General features: G+C 72.9%; 15 protein-coding genes and 1 riboswitch. Of the genes, 6 read left to right on the top strand and 9 right to left on the bottom strand.

Translation table 11 applies throughout. From position 1 onward, the window contains the following. Nucleotides 1-69 precede the first annotated feature (69 nt). Nucleotides 70-1,314 carry a hypothetical protein gene (locus FHX31_RS12135; protein WP_013476491.1) on the bottom strand — a complete coding sequence of 415 codons (1,245 nt, stop codon included), beginning with the start codon at nt 1,312-1,314 and terminating at the stop codon, nt 70-72. Between the two features lie 181 nt (nt 1,315-1,495). Here FHX31_RS12135 and FHX31_RS12130 point away from each other — a divergent pair, with 181 nt between their 5' ends. From FHX31_RS12130 to FHX31_RS12110, 6 genes are all read left to right on the top strand, one after another. Next, the gene (locus tag FHX31_RS12130) at nt 1,496-2,971 is read left to right on the top strand and encodes an NAD(P)/FAD-dependent oxidoreductase (protein WP_047890416.1); all 1,476 of its coding nucleotides are present in this window, start codon (nt 1,496-1,498) and stop codon (nt 2,969-2,971) included. A 108-nt stretch (nt 2,972-3,079) separates the two neighbouring features. Continuing rightward, complete coding sequence (locus FHX31_RS12125; RefSeq protein ID WP_013286751.1) at nt 3,080-3,730, top strand: hypothetical protein; 651 nt, start codon at nt 3,080-3,082, stop codon at nt 3,728-3,730. A gap of 55 nt (nt 3,731-3,785) precedes the next feature. Beyond that, nucleotides 3,786-3,896: riboswitch (SAM riboswitch) on the top strand. Between the two features lie 33 nt (nt 3,897-3,929). Further along, on the top strand, nt 3,930-4,055 hold the full coding sequence (locus FHX31_RS32670) for a hypothetical protein (RefSeq protein WP_262420631.1): 126 nt from the start codon (nt 3,930-3,932) through the stop codon (nt 4,053-4,055). A gap of 109 nt (nt 4,056-4,164) precedes the next feature. Next, nucleotides 4,165-5,019, top strand: a complete 855-nt coding sequence (locus tag FHX31_RS12120; protein WP_013476489.1) for an ABC transporter substrate-binding protein — start codon at nt 4,165-4,167, stop codon at nt 5,017-5,019. A gap of 38 nt (nt 5,020-5,057) precedes the next feature. Continuing rightward, nucleotides 5,058-5,828 carry an amino acid ABC transporter permease gene (locus FHX31_RS12115; protein ID WP_013286754.1) on the top strand — a complete coding sequence of 257 codons (771 nt, stop codon included), beginning with the start codon at nt 5,058-5,060 and terminating at the stop codon, nt 5,826-5,828. After that, nucleotides 5,825-6,562 carry an amino acid ABC transporter ATP-binding protein gene (locus tag FHX31_RS12110; protein WP_123109370.1) on the top strand — a complete coding sequence of 246 codons (738 nt, stop codon included), beginning with the start codon at nt 5,825-5,827 and terminating at the stop codon, nt 6,560-6,562. The genes FHX31_RS12115 and FHX31_RS12110 overlap by 4 nt, the downstream gene beginning before the upstream one ends. Nucleotides 6,563-6,612: 50 nt before the next feature. Here FHX31_RS12110 and FHX31_RS12105 read toward each other — a convergent pair whose 3' ends face one another. The 8 genes from FHX31_RS12105 to FHX31_RS12070 form a co-directional block, all read right to left on the bottom strand. Continuing rightward, nucleotides 6,613-7,533 (bottom strand): carbohydrate ABC transporter permease, encoded by a 921-nt coding sequence (locus FHX31_RS12105; RefSeq protein ID WP_091327268.1) that lies wholly within the window; start codon nt 7,531-7,533, stop codon nt 6,613-6,615. After that, nucleotides 7,530-8,555 (bottom strand): ABC transporter permease, encoded by a 1,026-nt coding sequence (locus tag FHX31_RS12100; RefSeq protein ID WP_091327266.1) that lies wholly within the window; start codon nt 8,553-8,555, stop codon nt 7,530-7,532. Before FHX31_RS12100 ends, FHX31_RS12105 begins: the two co-directional genes overlap by 4 nt. After that, on the bottom strand, nt 8,552-10,231 hold the full coding sequence (locus FHX31_RS12095; RefSeq protein ID WP_013286758.1) for an extracellular solute-binding protein: 1,680 nt from the start codon (nt 10,229-10,231) through the stop codon (nt 8,552-8,554). The genes FHX31_RS12100 and FHX31_RS12095 overlap by 4 nt, the downstream gene beginning before the upstream one ends. A 107-nt stretch (nt 10,232-10,338) precedes the next feature. Continuing rightward, nucleotides 10,339-11,028, bottom strand: a complete 690-nt coding sequence (locus tag FHX31_RS12090; RefSeq protein ID WP_013286759.1) for a RibD family protein — start codon at nt 11,026-11,028, stop codon at nt 10,339-10,341. Beyond that, the gene (locus tag FHX31_RS12085; RefSeq protein ID WP_091327262.1) at nt 11,025-11,654 is read right to left on the bottom strand and encodes a GTP cyclohydrolase II; all 630 of its coding nucleotides are present in this window, start codon (nt 11,652-11,654) and stop codon (nt 11,025-11,027) included. Before FHX31_RS12085 ends, FHX31_RS12090 begins: the two co-directional genes overlap by 4 nt. A 69-nt stretch (nt 11,655-11,723) precedes the next feature. Continuing rightward, nucleotides 11,724-12,665 (bottom strand): lysylphosphatidylglycerol synthase transmembrane domain-containing protein, encoded by a 942-nt coding sequence (locus FHX31_RS12080; RefSeq protein ID WP_184977772.1) that lies wholly within the window; start codon nt 12,663-12,665, stop codon nt 11,724-11,726. 102 nt (nt 12,666-12,767) lie between these two features. Next, on the bottom strand, nt 12,768-13,577 hold the full coding sequence (locus FHX31_RS12075; RefSeq protein WP_013286762.1) for a small ribosomal subunit Rsm22 family protein: 810 nt from the start codon (nt 13,575-13,577) through the stop codon (nt 12,768-12,770). After that, nucleotides 13,574-14,611, bottom strand: coding sequence for a glycosyltransferase family 4 protein (locus FHX31_RS12070; RefSeq protein WP_123109372.1), 1,038 nt, complete (start codon nt 14,609-14,611; stop codon nt 13,574-13,576). The genes FHX31_RS12075 and FHX31_RS12070 overlap by 4 nt, the downstream gene beginning before the upstream one ends. Nucleotide 14,612: the final 1 nt, after the last annotated feature.

Raw genomic sequence — 14,612 nt, 5'->3', positions numbered from 1 at the left:
CGTCGTCGCGCGGGCTGGCGTCGTCGGGTGTCAACCGCCGGGCAGCGCCCACGGCCACAGCCACAGCGGTCAGATGATCAGGTGGGTCCAGTACGTGAGCCAGACCGCGAACAACGCGCCCTGGAGCAGCGCCAGCGCGGCGGTGAGCCAGCCGTCGAGGCCGGGCCGCCGCGACCAGCGGGCCAGCACGAACGCGACCGGGAAGGCGGCGAGCAGGTAGCGCAGCAGGCTCTTGTACACCGGCGGCCCCATCGACAGCGGCACCAGCACCATGACGAGCGTGTAGACCAAATACGGCCAGTCGGCGCGGCGGCGCAGCCCGACGACCGCCACCGCCAGCGTCGCCACCGCGATCCAGACCCGCAGCGCGTCGGCCGAGTTGTCGCCGGTCAGCGCGGACGCGGCCGTCGCGATCGGGTTCTGCAGCCGGATCCCCCAGCCGGTCTCCTGGGCATGCTGGTAGGCGAACCAGTCGCCGCTCTGCCAGCGGCAGAAGGCCATGAACGTCAGCCAGCCCGCCGGGACCAGCAGCAGCGGCCAGCCCTGCCGCAGCAGCCGCGGCCACGCCCGGGGTCCGGCCCGCCAGCCGTGTTCACGCAGCAGCACCAGCGCCAGCGGCACCACCACGAGGAAGCCGACCGAGCGGCTCATCGCCAGGAAGTAGCCGACGACGCCGACGAGCAGCCAGCGGCTCCGCTCGGCGTACCAGAAGGCGGCCAGCGCGAGGCAGACGAACAGCGACTCGGTCAGCGCCGCCTGGAACAGGAACGCCGTCGGCAGAAGCAGCAGGTACCGGACCGCTCGCCGGCCGTCGGCCGCTCCCGCGCCGCCGAGCAGCCGGCCCCCCAGCCGGTACGCGTAGTAGAGCTGGAACACCAGCGCCACGTTGCTCACGAGCAGCAGCGCCCATGCGGTGTGCCCGCCGAGCAGCGGCGCGAGCGGCCGGGCCAGGAACGGGTACAGCAGCGGGAAGCCGAAGTCGGGCCAGGGCCGGTCCAGCGGCAGCCGGGCCAGGTGCTCGTAGAGGAACGAGTCCCAGGCGAACCAGAGCGAGAACCAACGGTGGGACGAGATCGCGTCCTGCTGGGCCCGCATCGCGGTCTCGTCGGCCGGCGGCGCGCCCGGCACTCCGTCCCAGGCGGTGAGCACCAGCACGCCGATCAGGCTGAGCACGAGCTTCGAGCCGGCGAAGACGGCGAGCACGAATCCCCACGGCTCGGGCAGCCGGCGGGCGACCGAGACTCCCCGCGACCACCACCGGGTACGCCCGGCGCGCGCCCCGCCGCCGGGGTCGACCCGCCGTTCGTCCGCCATCGCGCTCCCACCGTCCGGCCCTCGGGCCGACTCGCCCGGCCGCAAAACCCGGTGCGCGTTCCCCGTCCGGACCGGTCCACACCCGGCGCAGCCGTCGCGGATCGGCGCTGATCGGCAGGTGAGGACGCCGCCAGGGTGGGTATGCGCGCTGCCACATCGGCAGGCGGGGGGCGCGTACGGCATGGGCGACGGCGACGGGACCGTGATCATCGGGGCGGGGCCGGCCGGGCTGACCGCCGCGTACGAGCTGCTGCGGCACGGCGAGCCGGTCCGGGTCTACGAGGCCGACGACGTGGTGGGCGGGATCAGCCGGACGGTGGAGCGCGACGGCTGGCGCTTCGACATCGGCGGGCACCGCTTCTTCACCAAGGTGTCCCGGGTCGAGGACTTCTGGCACGAGATCCTCCCCGACGAGGACTTCCTGCTCAGGCCACGGATGAGCCGGATCTACTACCGGGGCGCGCTGTTCGACTACCCGCTCAGCGCCGGCAACGCGCTGCGCAACCTCGGCCTGCTGGAGGCGGCGCGCTGTCTGGGCTCGTACGGCCGGGCCCGGCTGCGCCCGCCGAAGGACCAGTCGCACTTCGAGGGGTGGGTGTCGGCGCGGTTCGGCTGGCGGCTCTACTCGATCTTCTTCAAGACGTACACGGAGAAGGTCTGGGGGATGCCGGCGGACCGGTTGCAGGCCGACTGGGCCGCCCAGCGGATCAAGAACCTGTCGCTGGCCACGGCGATGCGCAACGCGCTGCTGCCCCGGCGCAACCGCACCGACGTGACCAGCCTGATCGAGGAGTTCCAGTACCCGAAGCACGGCCCCGGGATGATGTGGGAGCGCTGCGCCGAGGAGGTCGCCAAGCGCGGCGGCACCGTTCGTACCGGCGTCTGGGTGACCGAGGTGCAGCGGGATCCGGCCGCGCGGCGGGCCACCGCCGTGACGGTGGCCGACGCGGGCGGGGCGCGCACCGAGCCGGCTGCGCACGTGATCTCCTCGATGCCGATCTCCGCGCTGGTGCGGGCGATGCGCCCGGAGGCGCCGCCCGAGGTGCGGGCCGCCGCCGACGACCTGCGGTACCGGGACTTCCTGACCGTGGCGCTGGTGGTGCCGGAGGAGTTCTCGTTCCCGGACAACTGGATCTACGTGCACGACCCGGCGGCCCGGGTGGGCCGGATCCAGAACTTCGGCTCCTGGTCGCCGTACCTGGTGAAGGACGGGCGGACCTGCCTGGGGCTGGAGTACTTCGTGTTCGAGGGCGACGAGATGTGGCGGACGCCGGACGCCGAGCTGATCGCGTTCGCCACCGCCGAGCTGGAACGGCTGGGCCTGGTCAAGCCCGGGTGCGTGGAGGCGGGCTACGTGGTCCGGATGCCGAAGGCGTACCCGGTCTACGACGAGCGGTACCAGCGCAACGTCGACGTGATCCGGGACTGGCTCGCAGCGAACGTGCCGAACGTGCACCCGGTCGGCCGCAACGGCATGCACCGGTACAACAACGCCGACCACTCCATGCTGACGGCGATGCTGACCGCGGAGAACATCGCGCACGGCGCGGAGCACGACGTCTGGACCGTCAACGTCGAGCAGGACTACCACGAGCAGCGCAGCCCGTCGCGGCACGGCACCGGCCGGGACGCGCCGGTCGTCCCGGCCCGGCGGTGAGGCCCCGGCCGTGAGGTGGTCGTGACGGGCGGCGTTGTGCCGGTCACCTAGCGTGGACCGGGACCGGCCCCCTTCCGGCGTCGCCACCTCCGGGCCCTGCGAGGACTGATGACCTTCAGCATCGGCATCTTCGACCTCTTCACCTACCTCACCCCCGGGTCGCTCTACCTCACGCTGTCCGCCTACCTCGCGGTCCGGCAGGACTGGGTGCGGCTGGACGACCTGAGCCGGCAGCCCACGCCGCTGCTCCTGCTCCTGGCCCTGCTGCTCGCCTACGTGCTGGGCAACGCCACGTACGGCCTCGGTCGTGTCGTCGACCGGGCACTGCCGTTCTGGAACTGGGGCCGATTCGACGCCCGCCGGGTGTTCGCGGAGCAGGCCCTCGGCGCGGCCGGCTCGCGGATGCTCACCGCGCCCTGGGGGGTGCTGCTCGCAGCGGCCGAGTTGCACAACCGGGAGGTGGCCGCCGAGGCGACACGGATGCGGGCGATCGGGCTGATGATGCGGAACGCCACGGTGCCGCTGCTTCTCGGCGCGGTCCTGGCCGTTGTCGAAGCCGGTCGCGGGTTCGGCGGGACCGCGGCGGTCCTCGCCGGGCCGGCTCTGCTCGCCGTCGCGGGTGGCGCCGCCTGGCGGAGCGTCGTGCTGCGGTTCTGGGCCGAGTTGAAGACGTTGGAGATCTGCTTCGTCATCCCGGACATCGAGGACCGGCTCCGCGGTCCGGCCGGAACGGAACCGGCTGAAGGCCCCGGCGCGTGAGGGTGGTCATAACCGCTGGACGACCGCCGCGGCGGTGCTGCTAGCCTTCTGGGCAGGTCATGAGCGCCAGCGCGAAGCCCCGGCTCGCTGGCCGGCAACCCTCCTCCGCGGTGGGGTGCCCCGGGTGAAGACCAGGCACCGGCAGCCGCCGGTGCAAGCGTGGCCTGGCACCCAGGTCAGCACCAGACCAGGGAGACCGATGTCCGCACCACCCTCCACCCCATCCGGCGACGTCGCCGCGTACCCGGCCCGCTTCGCGCTGGTCAAGCGCCGTCACGTCGACCTGATGCGGGTGTGCAGCGACGCCTGTCGCCTCGTGCGCTGAGCGAACGCCACCCTCCTTTCCCCGATCCACCCTTCTCCGGCCCGGCCGTCCGTCCGGCGGGCCGGCGCCGACGCGCACCCCGCGCGTCCATCCACTCTGGAGAGACATCGTGCGTTTCCGTACCGTCCTGACCCGTGCCGCCGCCGTCGGCGCGGCCGCCCTGCTCGCCGTCACCGCGCTCACCGCCTGCGGCAACGACGACACCACCGCGGCCGACAACCCGTACGGCCTGCTCCAGCCCGGCGTGATCCGCGCCGGCACGCTCACCGACGCCCCGCCGAACGTCTTTCTGAAGGACGGCAAGTTCACCGGCTTCGACAACGAGCTGCTGCGTGCCGTGGCCGCCAAGATCGACCTGAAGGTGGAGTTCGTCGGCACCGACTTCTCCGGCCTGCTCGCCCAGGTCAACAGCGGCAAGTTCGACGTGGGCAGCTCCTCGATCACGATCACCGAGGCGCGGAAGAAGACAGTGGACTTCGGCAACGGCTACGACTTCGGCTACTTCGGCCTGGACGTGCCGGCCGGCTCCTCGATCACCGGCTTCGACCAGCTCGCCGGCAAGCGCGTGGTGGTGGTCCAGGGCACCGTGCAGGACGACTACGCCACCAAGCAGAACCTCGATCCGGTGCGGGTGCCCGACTACAACAGCGCGATCAACCAGCTCAAGGCCGGTACCGCCGACGCCTGGATCGCCCCGGCCGAGATCGGCGACAAGTCCGCCGCCGACAGCAACGGCAAGATCAAGGTCGCGGCGAAGCAGCTCAGCCCCACCCCGACCGCGTACGCGGTGGCGAAGGGCGACGACAAGCTGCGCGAGGCGCTGAACAAGGGCCTCGACGAGGTCATCGCCGACGGCACGTGGAGCCGCCTGCAGGCCGAGTACTACCCGGGGCGGCCGGTCCCGGCCGACTTCAAGCCGGGCAGCGGGTCGGTGGCGGTGCCGTCGCCGTCGGCCGCCTCCTGAACCGGTAAGCGAGCACGAGCGGGGCGGACGGAGCGGACATGGATCCACTGAGCACGCTGTGGGAGACGTTCTTCGACTGGGACTCGATGCGCGAGGCGCTGCCCGAGATGCTCACCGTCGGGCTGCCGAACACGCTCACCCTGGCGGTCTCCGCCGCCCTGCTCGGCTCGGTGCTGGGCATGCTGCTGGCCGTCGCCGGCATCTCGCGTACCCGATGGTTGCGGTGGCCGGCGCGGGTCTACACCGACGTGTTCCGCGGCCTGCCGGCCGCGGCGACCATCCTGCTCATCGGCGTGGGCCTGGCGCCGCTCGGCATGCAGGTGTGGGGCCCGAACCCCTATCCGCTGGGCGTGCTGGCGCTGTCCCTGATCGCCGCCGCCTACCTCGGTGAGATCTTCCGGGCCGGCATCCTGAGCGTGGAGGCCGCCCAGTTGGAGGGCGCGCGGGCGCTCGGCTTCTCGTGGGGCGAGGCGATGCGTCTGGTGATCATCCCGCAGGGCGTACGCCGGGTGCTGCCTGCCTGGGTCAACCAGCTCATCGCGCTGATCAAGGACTCCAGCCTGGTCTACTTCCTCGGCCTGCTGGCCAGCCAGCGGGAGCTGTTCCGGATCGGGCAGGACTACGCGGCGAACACCGGCAACCAGTCCGCGCTGCTGCTGGCCGGGTTGTTCTACCTGGTGCTGACCGTGCCGCTGACCCACGCGGTCAACTGGCTGGACCGGCGCCTGCGGCAGGGCCGCCCCGCCGCGCCGCCCGAGCCCGACACCGAGCCGGCCGACCTCACCCCGTCCGGAAAGGACCCGCGATGACCACCACGACCTCGGTCAGCCTGGCCGTCCGCGACGTGCACCTGGCCTTCGGCGCACACCGGGTGCTGCGCGGCGCGGACCTCGACGTGGCCCGGGGCCGCGCGGCCTGCGTCATCGGCCCGTCCGGCTCCGGCAAGTCGACGCTGCTGCGCACCGTCAACCGGCTGATCGAGCCGGACCGCGGTGACGTGCTGCTGGACGGGCGCAGCGTGCTGCGCGACGACCCGGACGCGCTGCGTCAGCGCATCGGCATGGTGTTCCAGCAGTTCAACCTGTTCCCGCACCTGAGCGTGCTGCGCAACATCACGCTGGCGCTGCGCAAGCTCAAGAAGCTGAACGAGGACGAGGCGGTGGCGCTGGCCCGTGCCCAGCTCGACCTGGTCGGCCTGGCCGGCAAGGCGGACGCGCGGCCCGCGCAGCTCTCCGGCGGCCAGCAGCAGCGCGTCGCCATCGCACGGGCGCTCGCGCTGCGCCCGCAGGTGATGCTGTTCGACGAGGCGACCAGCGCGCTGGACCCGGAGCTGGTCAAGGGCGTCCTGGCGGTGATGGCGGACCTGGCCGCCGCCGGGATGACGATGGTCGTGGTCACCCACGAGATGGGGTTCGCGCGCAGCGTCGCCGACACGGTGGCGTTCATGGACGCGGGCGTGGTGCTGGAGGCCGGGCCACCGGAGGCGGTCTTCGAGGCGCCGGAGCACCCGCGGCTGCGACGCTTCCTGTCCCAGGTGCTCTGACACGCCCCAGCACGGTGAAGCGCCACGACGCGGTGAAGCGCCGCGCGGCCTCAGCCCTTCACCGCGCCGATCAGCACGCCCTTGACGAAGTGCCGCTGGATGAACGGGTAGACAGCGACGATCGGGGCGACCGTCAGCACCACCACCGCCATCTTGATCGCCTCGGTCGGCGGCATGGTCACCCCGCTGCTCGCGCCGGAGGTGTGCGGGGCCTGCCCGGCCAGCAGGTAGCTCTGGAGCACCCGCTGGATCGGGTACATGTCGTTGCGGTCGATGAACAGCAGCGCGTCGAACCAGACGTTCCAGTAGCTGACCGCGTAGAACAGGCCGACCACGGCGATCACCGCGCGGGACAGCGGCAGCACGATGCGCGCGAGCGTCCGGAAGTCGCTCGCGCCGTCGATGCGGGCGCTGTCCAGCAGCTCCGACGGGATGCCCTGGAAGAACCCGCGCACCACGACCAGGTTGAACACGCTGATCGCCGGCGGCAGGACCAGCGCCCAGATGGTGTCCTTCAGGCCCAGCCCGGTGACCACCAGGTAGCGCGGCACCAGCGGCGGATAGACCAGGAACGGGATCAGGAAGTACGCCAGCAGCCAGCGGTGGCCCAGCGAGCCCGGCCGGGACAGCCCGTACGCGGCGAGCACGGTGACCGTCAGCGCGATGGCGGTGCCGATCACGGTGACGAGCGTGCTGATCCACAGCGCCCGGGTGACCGCGCCACCGGCGAAGATCGTCTCGTACGCGGACGTGTCGATCCCCCGGGGCACGACCACCAGGCCGCCGGCCCGCGCGATGGTCTCCCGGGAGGAGAGGCTGGTCACCAGGATCACCCAGAGCGGGAACAGGACGCCCGCCACCAGCAGTGTGAGCGCGACGGCCTTGAGCCCCTGGCCGACCGGGGTGGGCGGTTCCTGCCACACCGGCCGGCGGGATCGGTCGCCGGCGACCCGGCGGATGAGCGTGGTCATGACTTCGAGTAGATCCCTCGTTCGCCGAGCATGTGCGCCACGCGGTTCGCGGCCAGGATCAGCACCAGCCCGATGACGGCCTTGAACAGTCCGGCCGCCGCGCCGTAGCCGTAGTTCCCGGTGGCGATGGAGAAGTGGTAGACGAAGGTGTCGAGCACCTCGGCGGCCTGCCGGCCGACGGCGTCGCGTTGCAGCAGGAACTGCTCGAAGCCGACCGAGAGCGCGTCGCCCAGGCGCAGGATGAGCAGCAGCACGATCACCGGGCGCAGGCCGGGCAGCGTGATGTGCCACAGCCGCCGCCACCGGCCGGCGCCGTCCGCGGCGGCGGCCTCGTAGAGGTTCTGGTCGATGGTGGACAGCGCGGCGAGGAAGACGATGGTGCCCCAGCCGACGTCCTTCCACACCGCCTCGACGGTGACCAGGACGATGAACGTGTCCGGGTTGGTCATCACGTTCCACGGTTGCAGCCCGGCCTCGCGCATGCTCTGGGCGAGCAGCCCGGCACCGCCGAGCATCGCGACGAAGAACGTGACCACCAGCACCCAGCTGAAGAAGTGCGGCAGGTAGACGATCGTCTGGATCAGGCCGCGCAGCCGGCTGGACAGCAGGTTGTGCAGCGCGATGGCCAGCAGGATCGGCAGCGGGAAGAAGAAGACGAGCTGGAACGCGGTGATCGCCAGCGTGTTGCGGAACGCGTCCCAGAACGCCGGGTCGTCGAACAGCAGCTGGAACTGCCCGAAGCCGATCCAGTCGCTGTGCAGGAACGCCTGCCACGGGTTGTCGCCCAGGTAGGGGTTGTAGTCCTGGAACGCGATCACGTTGCCGGCGATCGGCAGGTAGCTGAAGATCAGCAGGACGAGGAAGCCGGGCACCACCATGGCGAGCAGTTGCCAGTCCCGGCGCAGCCGGGTGCGCAGCGGCACCCGGCGGCGGGACGGGCGACGGCGGGGCGGACGGCCCGGTGGGGCCGGCGCGTCCGGCCGGGCCCGTTCGGGCCCGGCCAGGACGGCCGGCTCGTTCACCGGCCCTCCTTGGGCAGCGAGTCGGCGAGAAGTTTGCGGGCCTCCTCGCCGCCGTTCGCCTTCCACTCCGCGACGATGGCGTCCACGTCGCTCAGCGGGCGGCGGCCGCGCAGCACGTCGGTGAACTTGTCCTCGGTGGGCACCTGGTTGGCCTTGTAGGCCGCGGGCATCTCCAGCTTCACCCCGGCCCAGGGGTTGGGCTCCATGTGCTTGACCATCTCGTTGGAGTACGCGAGCACGTCCGGCACGAAGCGCGGGGTGTCCGGGAACGGCCCGATGGTGGGGTTGCGGCCGCTGATGAAGAAGTACTGGTTGGCGATCTCCTTGAACGCCAGGTCGGTCTTGACGGGACCGTTCGGCGACGGGGTGTGGTGTTTGCCCGCGACGCCGAAGTCCCGCAGCTGGGCCTCCTGGCTGCCCAGCGGCGCGGAGCACCAGTTGATGATCCGCAGCAGTTCCTGAACCCGGTCCTTGCCGAGGCCCTTCTTGACGAAGGTGTAGGAGATCGGCTCGTCGTCGCCCCAGACCAGCGGGTCGCCGCCGGTGGCGGAGAAGATCGGCACCGGCTGGATGTTCAGCCTGGGGTTGGTCTTCTGGTGCTCGGCCTGGGCGCCCTGCCAGAATCCGACGCCGTCCTGGTGGAACACGATCGCGCCGTTCTTGGCGAACAGCTGCTTGGCGTCCGCGCCCTTGCTGGCCACGATGTCCGGGTGGACCAGGCCGTCCGCGTAGATCTTGGCCATGACCTCCAGTGCGCGGCGGAACTCCGGGGTCTCGTACTTGAACTCGGGGGTGCCGTCGGGCTTGACCCGCCACCCGCCCTTGTGGCCCGGCACCTTGTGGAACATCTGGATCATGGCGAAGACGTCGTTGAACGCCCACACCTTGCGCGCCGGGTCGGTGACCTGCTTGGCCACGGCGAGCAGGTCGTCGAGGTTCGCCGGCACGGCCAGGCCACGCGCGTCGAGCAGGTCCTTGCGGGTGAACAGCGCCCAGGGGAACGGCCCGTCCGTGGGGTTCGGCACGGACATGATCCGCTCGTTCCAGACCGCGCGCCGCCAGGCCCCGGTGGGGAAGCTCGCCAGCATCGGGTACGCGCCGGCGGCGTCGCCCTTGAGGTGGTCGGTCAGGTCCTCGAAGAGCACCTTGATCGCCTCGGCGAAGCGCGGGATCTTCTCCACCTCCCACCCCGGCACGCACAGCAGGTCCGGTACGTCCCGCGCGCCGAGCATCGCGTTGAGCTTGTCGGCGTACGTGGCGCCGTCCTGGATGGTGAAGTTGACGGGCACGCCCAGCTCGGCGTTCACGGCCTGGAGGTAGGCGCTCTGCGCGACTCCGGGCGGCGCCGGCCCCCAGGCGGGGGTCATCGCGGTGACCTGCTTGCCGCTGGTGCCGGGCTTGTCGGTGATGGCGTCGACGAGGTTCGCCGGATAGCGGGTGTAGCCGTCGGGCACCGGACGGGTGCCCACGATGTCGGGCTTGACGGCGCCGGGCAGGTCCTTGCGGGTGGGCAGCAGGCCGGAGACGGCGTCGAGGTCCTGGGCGGTGCCGGAGCCGGCCGGCTTCTCCGAGCAGCCGGCGAGCAGCGGGCCGGTGGCGGTGGCGGCCACGCCGAGGCCGACCAGGCCGAGGAAGCGGCGGCGGGAGGAGCCCGGGTCGGGGTGGTGCGCGGTCATCGGTCCCCCTTCGGGAAGGGAAGCGCAGTGGATTAGTTCGTATGGATGGTCAACAAACTAATCACGTCGATGAGCTTGCACAAGGGCGGACCGGATCGACACGGCGGTCAGGCCGGGCAGCGGTCGGACAACGCGTAGCGGGTGAGGACCACATCGCCGATCTGGCGCACCTCGACCACCCGCGCCCGGCGCCCCGGGTGCCACGGAAAGTGGCCGTCCCCGACGAAGCGCGGCGCCCGCCCGTCCCCCACGAAGAACGGCGCCACCACCAGGTGCAACTCGTCGGCCAGGCCGGCGGTCAGGAACTGGCGGTGCACCGAGCCGCCGCCCTCCACCATCAGGCGCGCCACCCCGCGCCCGGCCAGGTCGGCCACCACCGCCTCCGGAGTGGCCGGATCACCGGCGTCGACCACCGTGGACACCGCGCCCACCTGCTCGCGGGCCTTGTCCACCACGCCGCTCGGGCAGTACACCAGCTTGAGCCCGTCACCGGCGGTGAAGAACCGGGCCTGCGGATCGAGGTCGCCGCTGCCGGTGACAGTCACCTTCACCGGCGACGGCGGCAACCCGCGCGCCACCCGCTCGGCGCGCCGGCGCTCGCTGCGCACCAGCAGGCGAGGGTCGTCGCGGCGGACGGTGGCCGCGCCCACCATGATCGCGTCGCACCCGGCCCGGGTCGCGTCGACCCGGTCCAGGTCGTCGTCGTTCGACAGCAGCAGCCGCTCGGTCGTCGCGTCGTCGATGTAGCCGTCGATCGACATCGCGCAGCTGAGCAGCACGTACGGGCGGGTCGTCACGGCACGAACGGCAGGTCGAGGGCATGGTCGGCGCGGGTCACCTTGGCCGCCAGATAGCCCGCGTTCGCCGGTGACAGGTGCACGCCGGTGGACACCCGGTCGGCCACCGTCACGCCCAGCCGTTCGAGCTGCGCCGCCTTGTCCGGGTTGTTGCTGAGCAGGGCCACCCGGTCCACGCCCAGCGCGGCGAGCATCTGCGCGGCCACCGTGTAGTCGCGCTCGTCCGCACCGCGCCCGAGCGCCAGGTTCGCCTCGTACGTGTCGAGGCCGCCGTCCTGGAGGGCGTACGCGTCGAGCTTGGCGTACAGGCCGATGCCGCGCCCCTCCTGCCGCAGGTAGAGCAGGTAGCCACCGGCCTCGGCGATCCGCTCGACCGCCTCGCGCAACTGCGGGCCGCAGTCGCAGCGCTGGCTGCCGAACACGTCCCCGGTGAGGCACTCGCTGTGCGGGCGGACCAGCGGCGGGTCGGCGTCGACGTGCTCACCGAGCCCGAACGCCAGGTGCTCGCGGCCGTCGACGAGACCGTGGAAGGTGTGCACGCGGGCCGTGGTCACGTAGCCGTCGGGGAACCGGAGCGGAACCGTCACGCGGGTCCGGACCGTCGCGGCGGGCAGCGTTTCGTCCATGGTTCTCCTGTCCTCCGGTCGCCGGGCGGACCCGGCGACGCACACCTCGCTCCCCCACCGTAGGCGGGATCACCGACAGTTGCCGGGCTCGCGCCGAGGCATCCGCCGTGCCAGCAGCACCGCGGCGCCGGGAAGGCTGGCCACGAGGACCAGCGCGCCGTACACCGTGCCGGTCGCCACACCCTGCGCGGCGGTCAGCCCGGCCGAGGCGAACGCCCACGCGGCCACTCCCTCGCGCGGCCCGAAACCACCGACGTTCAACGGCACCGCCATGGCCAGCAGGGCGAGCAGCGTCAGCGGCAGCAGGTGCGACAGCGGTGCCTCCGCGCCGGCCGTGCGGGCCGCCACCACGAACGTGGCCAGGTGACCGGCGAACACCACGGTCGAGGCGACCACCACGCCGGCCCAGGTCCGGCGGCCGAGCACTCCGGAGCGGACGTCGGCGACAGCCGTCCGGGCGGCCCGGGCGAGCCGGGACGCCCCGGAGCGGGGCACCGCGCGGGCGGCGAGCACCAGCGCCAGCGCGACCACGGCGAGGCCGGCGGCCAGCGCCGGCAGGTACCGGCGTACCGGCGACGGGAACGCGGCGAGCAGCGCCACCGCGATGACCACCTGCACCACCTGCCCGGCGGTGCGCTCCCACACCACCGCCCGGACGCCGCGGGCCAGGTCCCCGGCGTCGCGGCCGTGCCGTACCGCCCGGTGCACGTCGCCGAGCACGCCGCCGGGGAGCGTGGAGTTGAGGAAGACCGCCCGGTAGCAGTGCGCCACCGCGGCGCGCATCGGCAGCCGTACGCCCAGCCCACCGGCTACCAGCGACCAGCGCCAGGCGCAGCAGACGGTGGTGATCACGCCGATGCCGAGCGCGGCGGCCAGCGCCGGCGCGTCGATCAGCCGCAGCCCGGCCAGGAACGGGCCGGTGCCCACCGAGGCGACGAGCGCGGCGAGCACCGCCAGCCCGAGCAGCGGGCGTACCCAGGCTCCGTTCAGCCGGGCCCGGCGTGGCCGGATCGGTACGGATGCGACGGCCGGTACGGGTCCGGCGACGGCGACGTGTGACAAACGGTCCTCCCTTGTTCCCACCGGTTGTCACGTGCCAGCAGCCGGTACGGTTCAGCCGGCGAGCAGGTCGGCGTGGTGCAGCACCACCTCGAGCCGGCCGGCGGCGGCCTCGGTGAGCCGCCACTTCTGATACGTCGCGGCGGGCCCGGACAGATGCGGTCGTTCCTCGACTGCCGCGTCGACCCAGCCGGTGAGCCACTCCGCGGCCAGTTCCGCCTGCTCCGGGCCGAGCCGCCACGGGGTCGGCCGCACGAGCGTCTCGACGCCGTGACGGCGGAACGCGGCCACCGTGACGTCCACCGCGTCCGGCCCGAGCAGGACCCGGCCGTCGACGGTACGACGCTGGTGGGCGTTGAACGCGGCGGTCAGCTCGCCGTCCAGCGGGTCCGGCGGGGTGAACTCGGCCCGTCCGGTCACGGTGAGCGCGAACAGCGTCGGGTGGCCGGCGCAGGCCGCCGCCATCCGCTCGACCTCCTCGGCGGTGAGCATGTCCAGCAGCGCGGACGCGGTGATCAGGTGGGCGTCGGCCAGGTCGGCGGCGGTCAGCCGGGTGACGTCGGAGCCGCGCGTGGTCACCGAGACCTCGGTGCCGTCGGCGGCGGTGAGCCGTCCGGCCCGGGCCAGCGCCAGCAGGTCCGCGTCGCGTTCGTGCAGCACCCAGCGCTGCGGGCCGGGCAGCCGGGGCGCGAGCCAGCGGGCCATCGAGCCGGTGCCGCTGCCCAGGTCGTGCACGACGATCGGCCGGCCGGCGGGCAGCCGGTCGCGGACCGCGTCGGCCAGCTCGGCGCTGCGGGCCGCCGCGTCGGCGGGCTCGCGCAGTCGCAGCCAGTCCGCGAAGCCGGGCGGGAGTGAGGTGGTCATGCCGCGGTCGCCTCCTTGAGTGCCGTCGCCAGCCGGTCCACGGTGACCGGCCAGCCGGTGAGGGTGTGCCGCCGCTGCCGGGCGGCGCGGCGCAGCCGGTCCCGCAGGCCCGGGTCGGTGAGCCAGCGGCGCAGCGCCGCGGCGGTCGCGCCCGGGTCACCCGGCGGCACCAGCAGGCCGGGTCGCTCGCCGCCGGGGGCGTGCCCGAGCGTGTCCGGCAGGCCGCCGGTGTCGCTCGCCAGCACCGGTACGCCCCGGGCCAGCGCCTCGGTGACCACCATCCCGTACGTCTCCCGCCGCGACGGCTGAACCAGCAGATCGGCTGCCGCGTACGTGGCGGCCAGGTCGGGTCCGGTGCGCGGACCGGTGAGCCGGACCCGGCCGGCGAGACCGGTAGCGGTGAGCCGTCCGCGCAGCCGGTCGGCGAACGCGCGGTCCCGGTCCGTCGGACCGACCCAGTCGCAGGTCCAGTCCAGGTCGGCCACCTCGGTGAGCGCGGCGGCGAGCACGTCGTGGCCCTTCACCGGGGTTACCGCCGCGACGCAGAGCAGCCGTCCCCCGCCGGGCGTGCCGTCGGCGACGGGCGCCGGGTCGACGCCGGGTGGCGCGACGGTCACCCGTTCGGGGCGCAGCCGGTAGCGGTCGAGCAGCCGGTCGCGGGTCCACGCGCTGGTGGCGACCACTGCGGTGGCCGCCGCCAGTGACCGTGCCTCCGTCTCGCCCTCGATCGGCAGGTGCACCAGGATCACCAGGCGCAGCCGCGCGGCGTGCGGGGCGAGCACGTCCGGCACGGTCGAGGCCACCAGGCCGTCGAGCAGCACCGGGACGCCGTCGGGCAGCCCGCCGAGCAGTCCGGCCAGGTCGGCGCGTTCCCGTGGCCCCGGGTGTGGCCAGCCGCCGGGAACCTGGTGTTCGCGTACCGTCCAGCCGCGCGCGGCCAGGCCCCGGCAGGCGTGCCGGTCGTAGGCGTTGCCGCCGCTGGGGTCCGCCGGGTCGTCGATGTCGCCCGGCAGCACCACGTGGACGACTGTCATC

This window comes from Micromonospora sp. CNZ286 (assembly GCF_014207755.1).
Note: the sequence above shows the minus strand (reverse complement) of the source record. Positions and strands in the feature narration are given on the sequence as shown.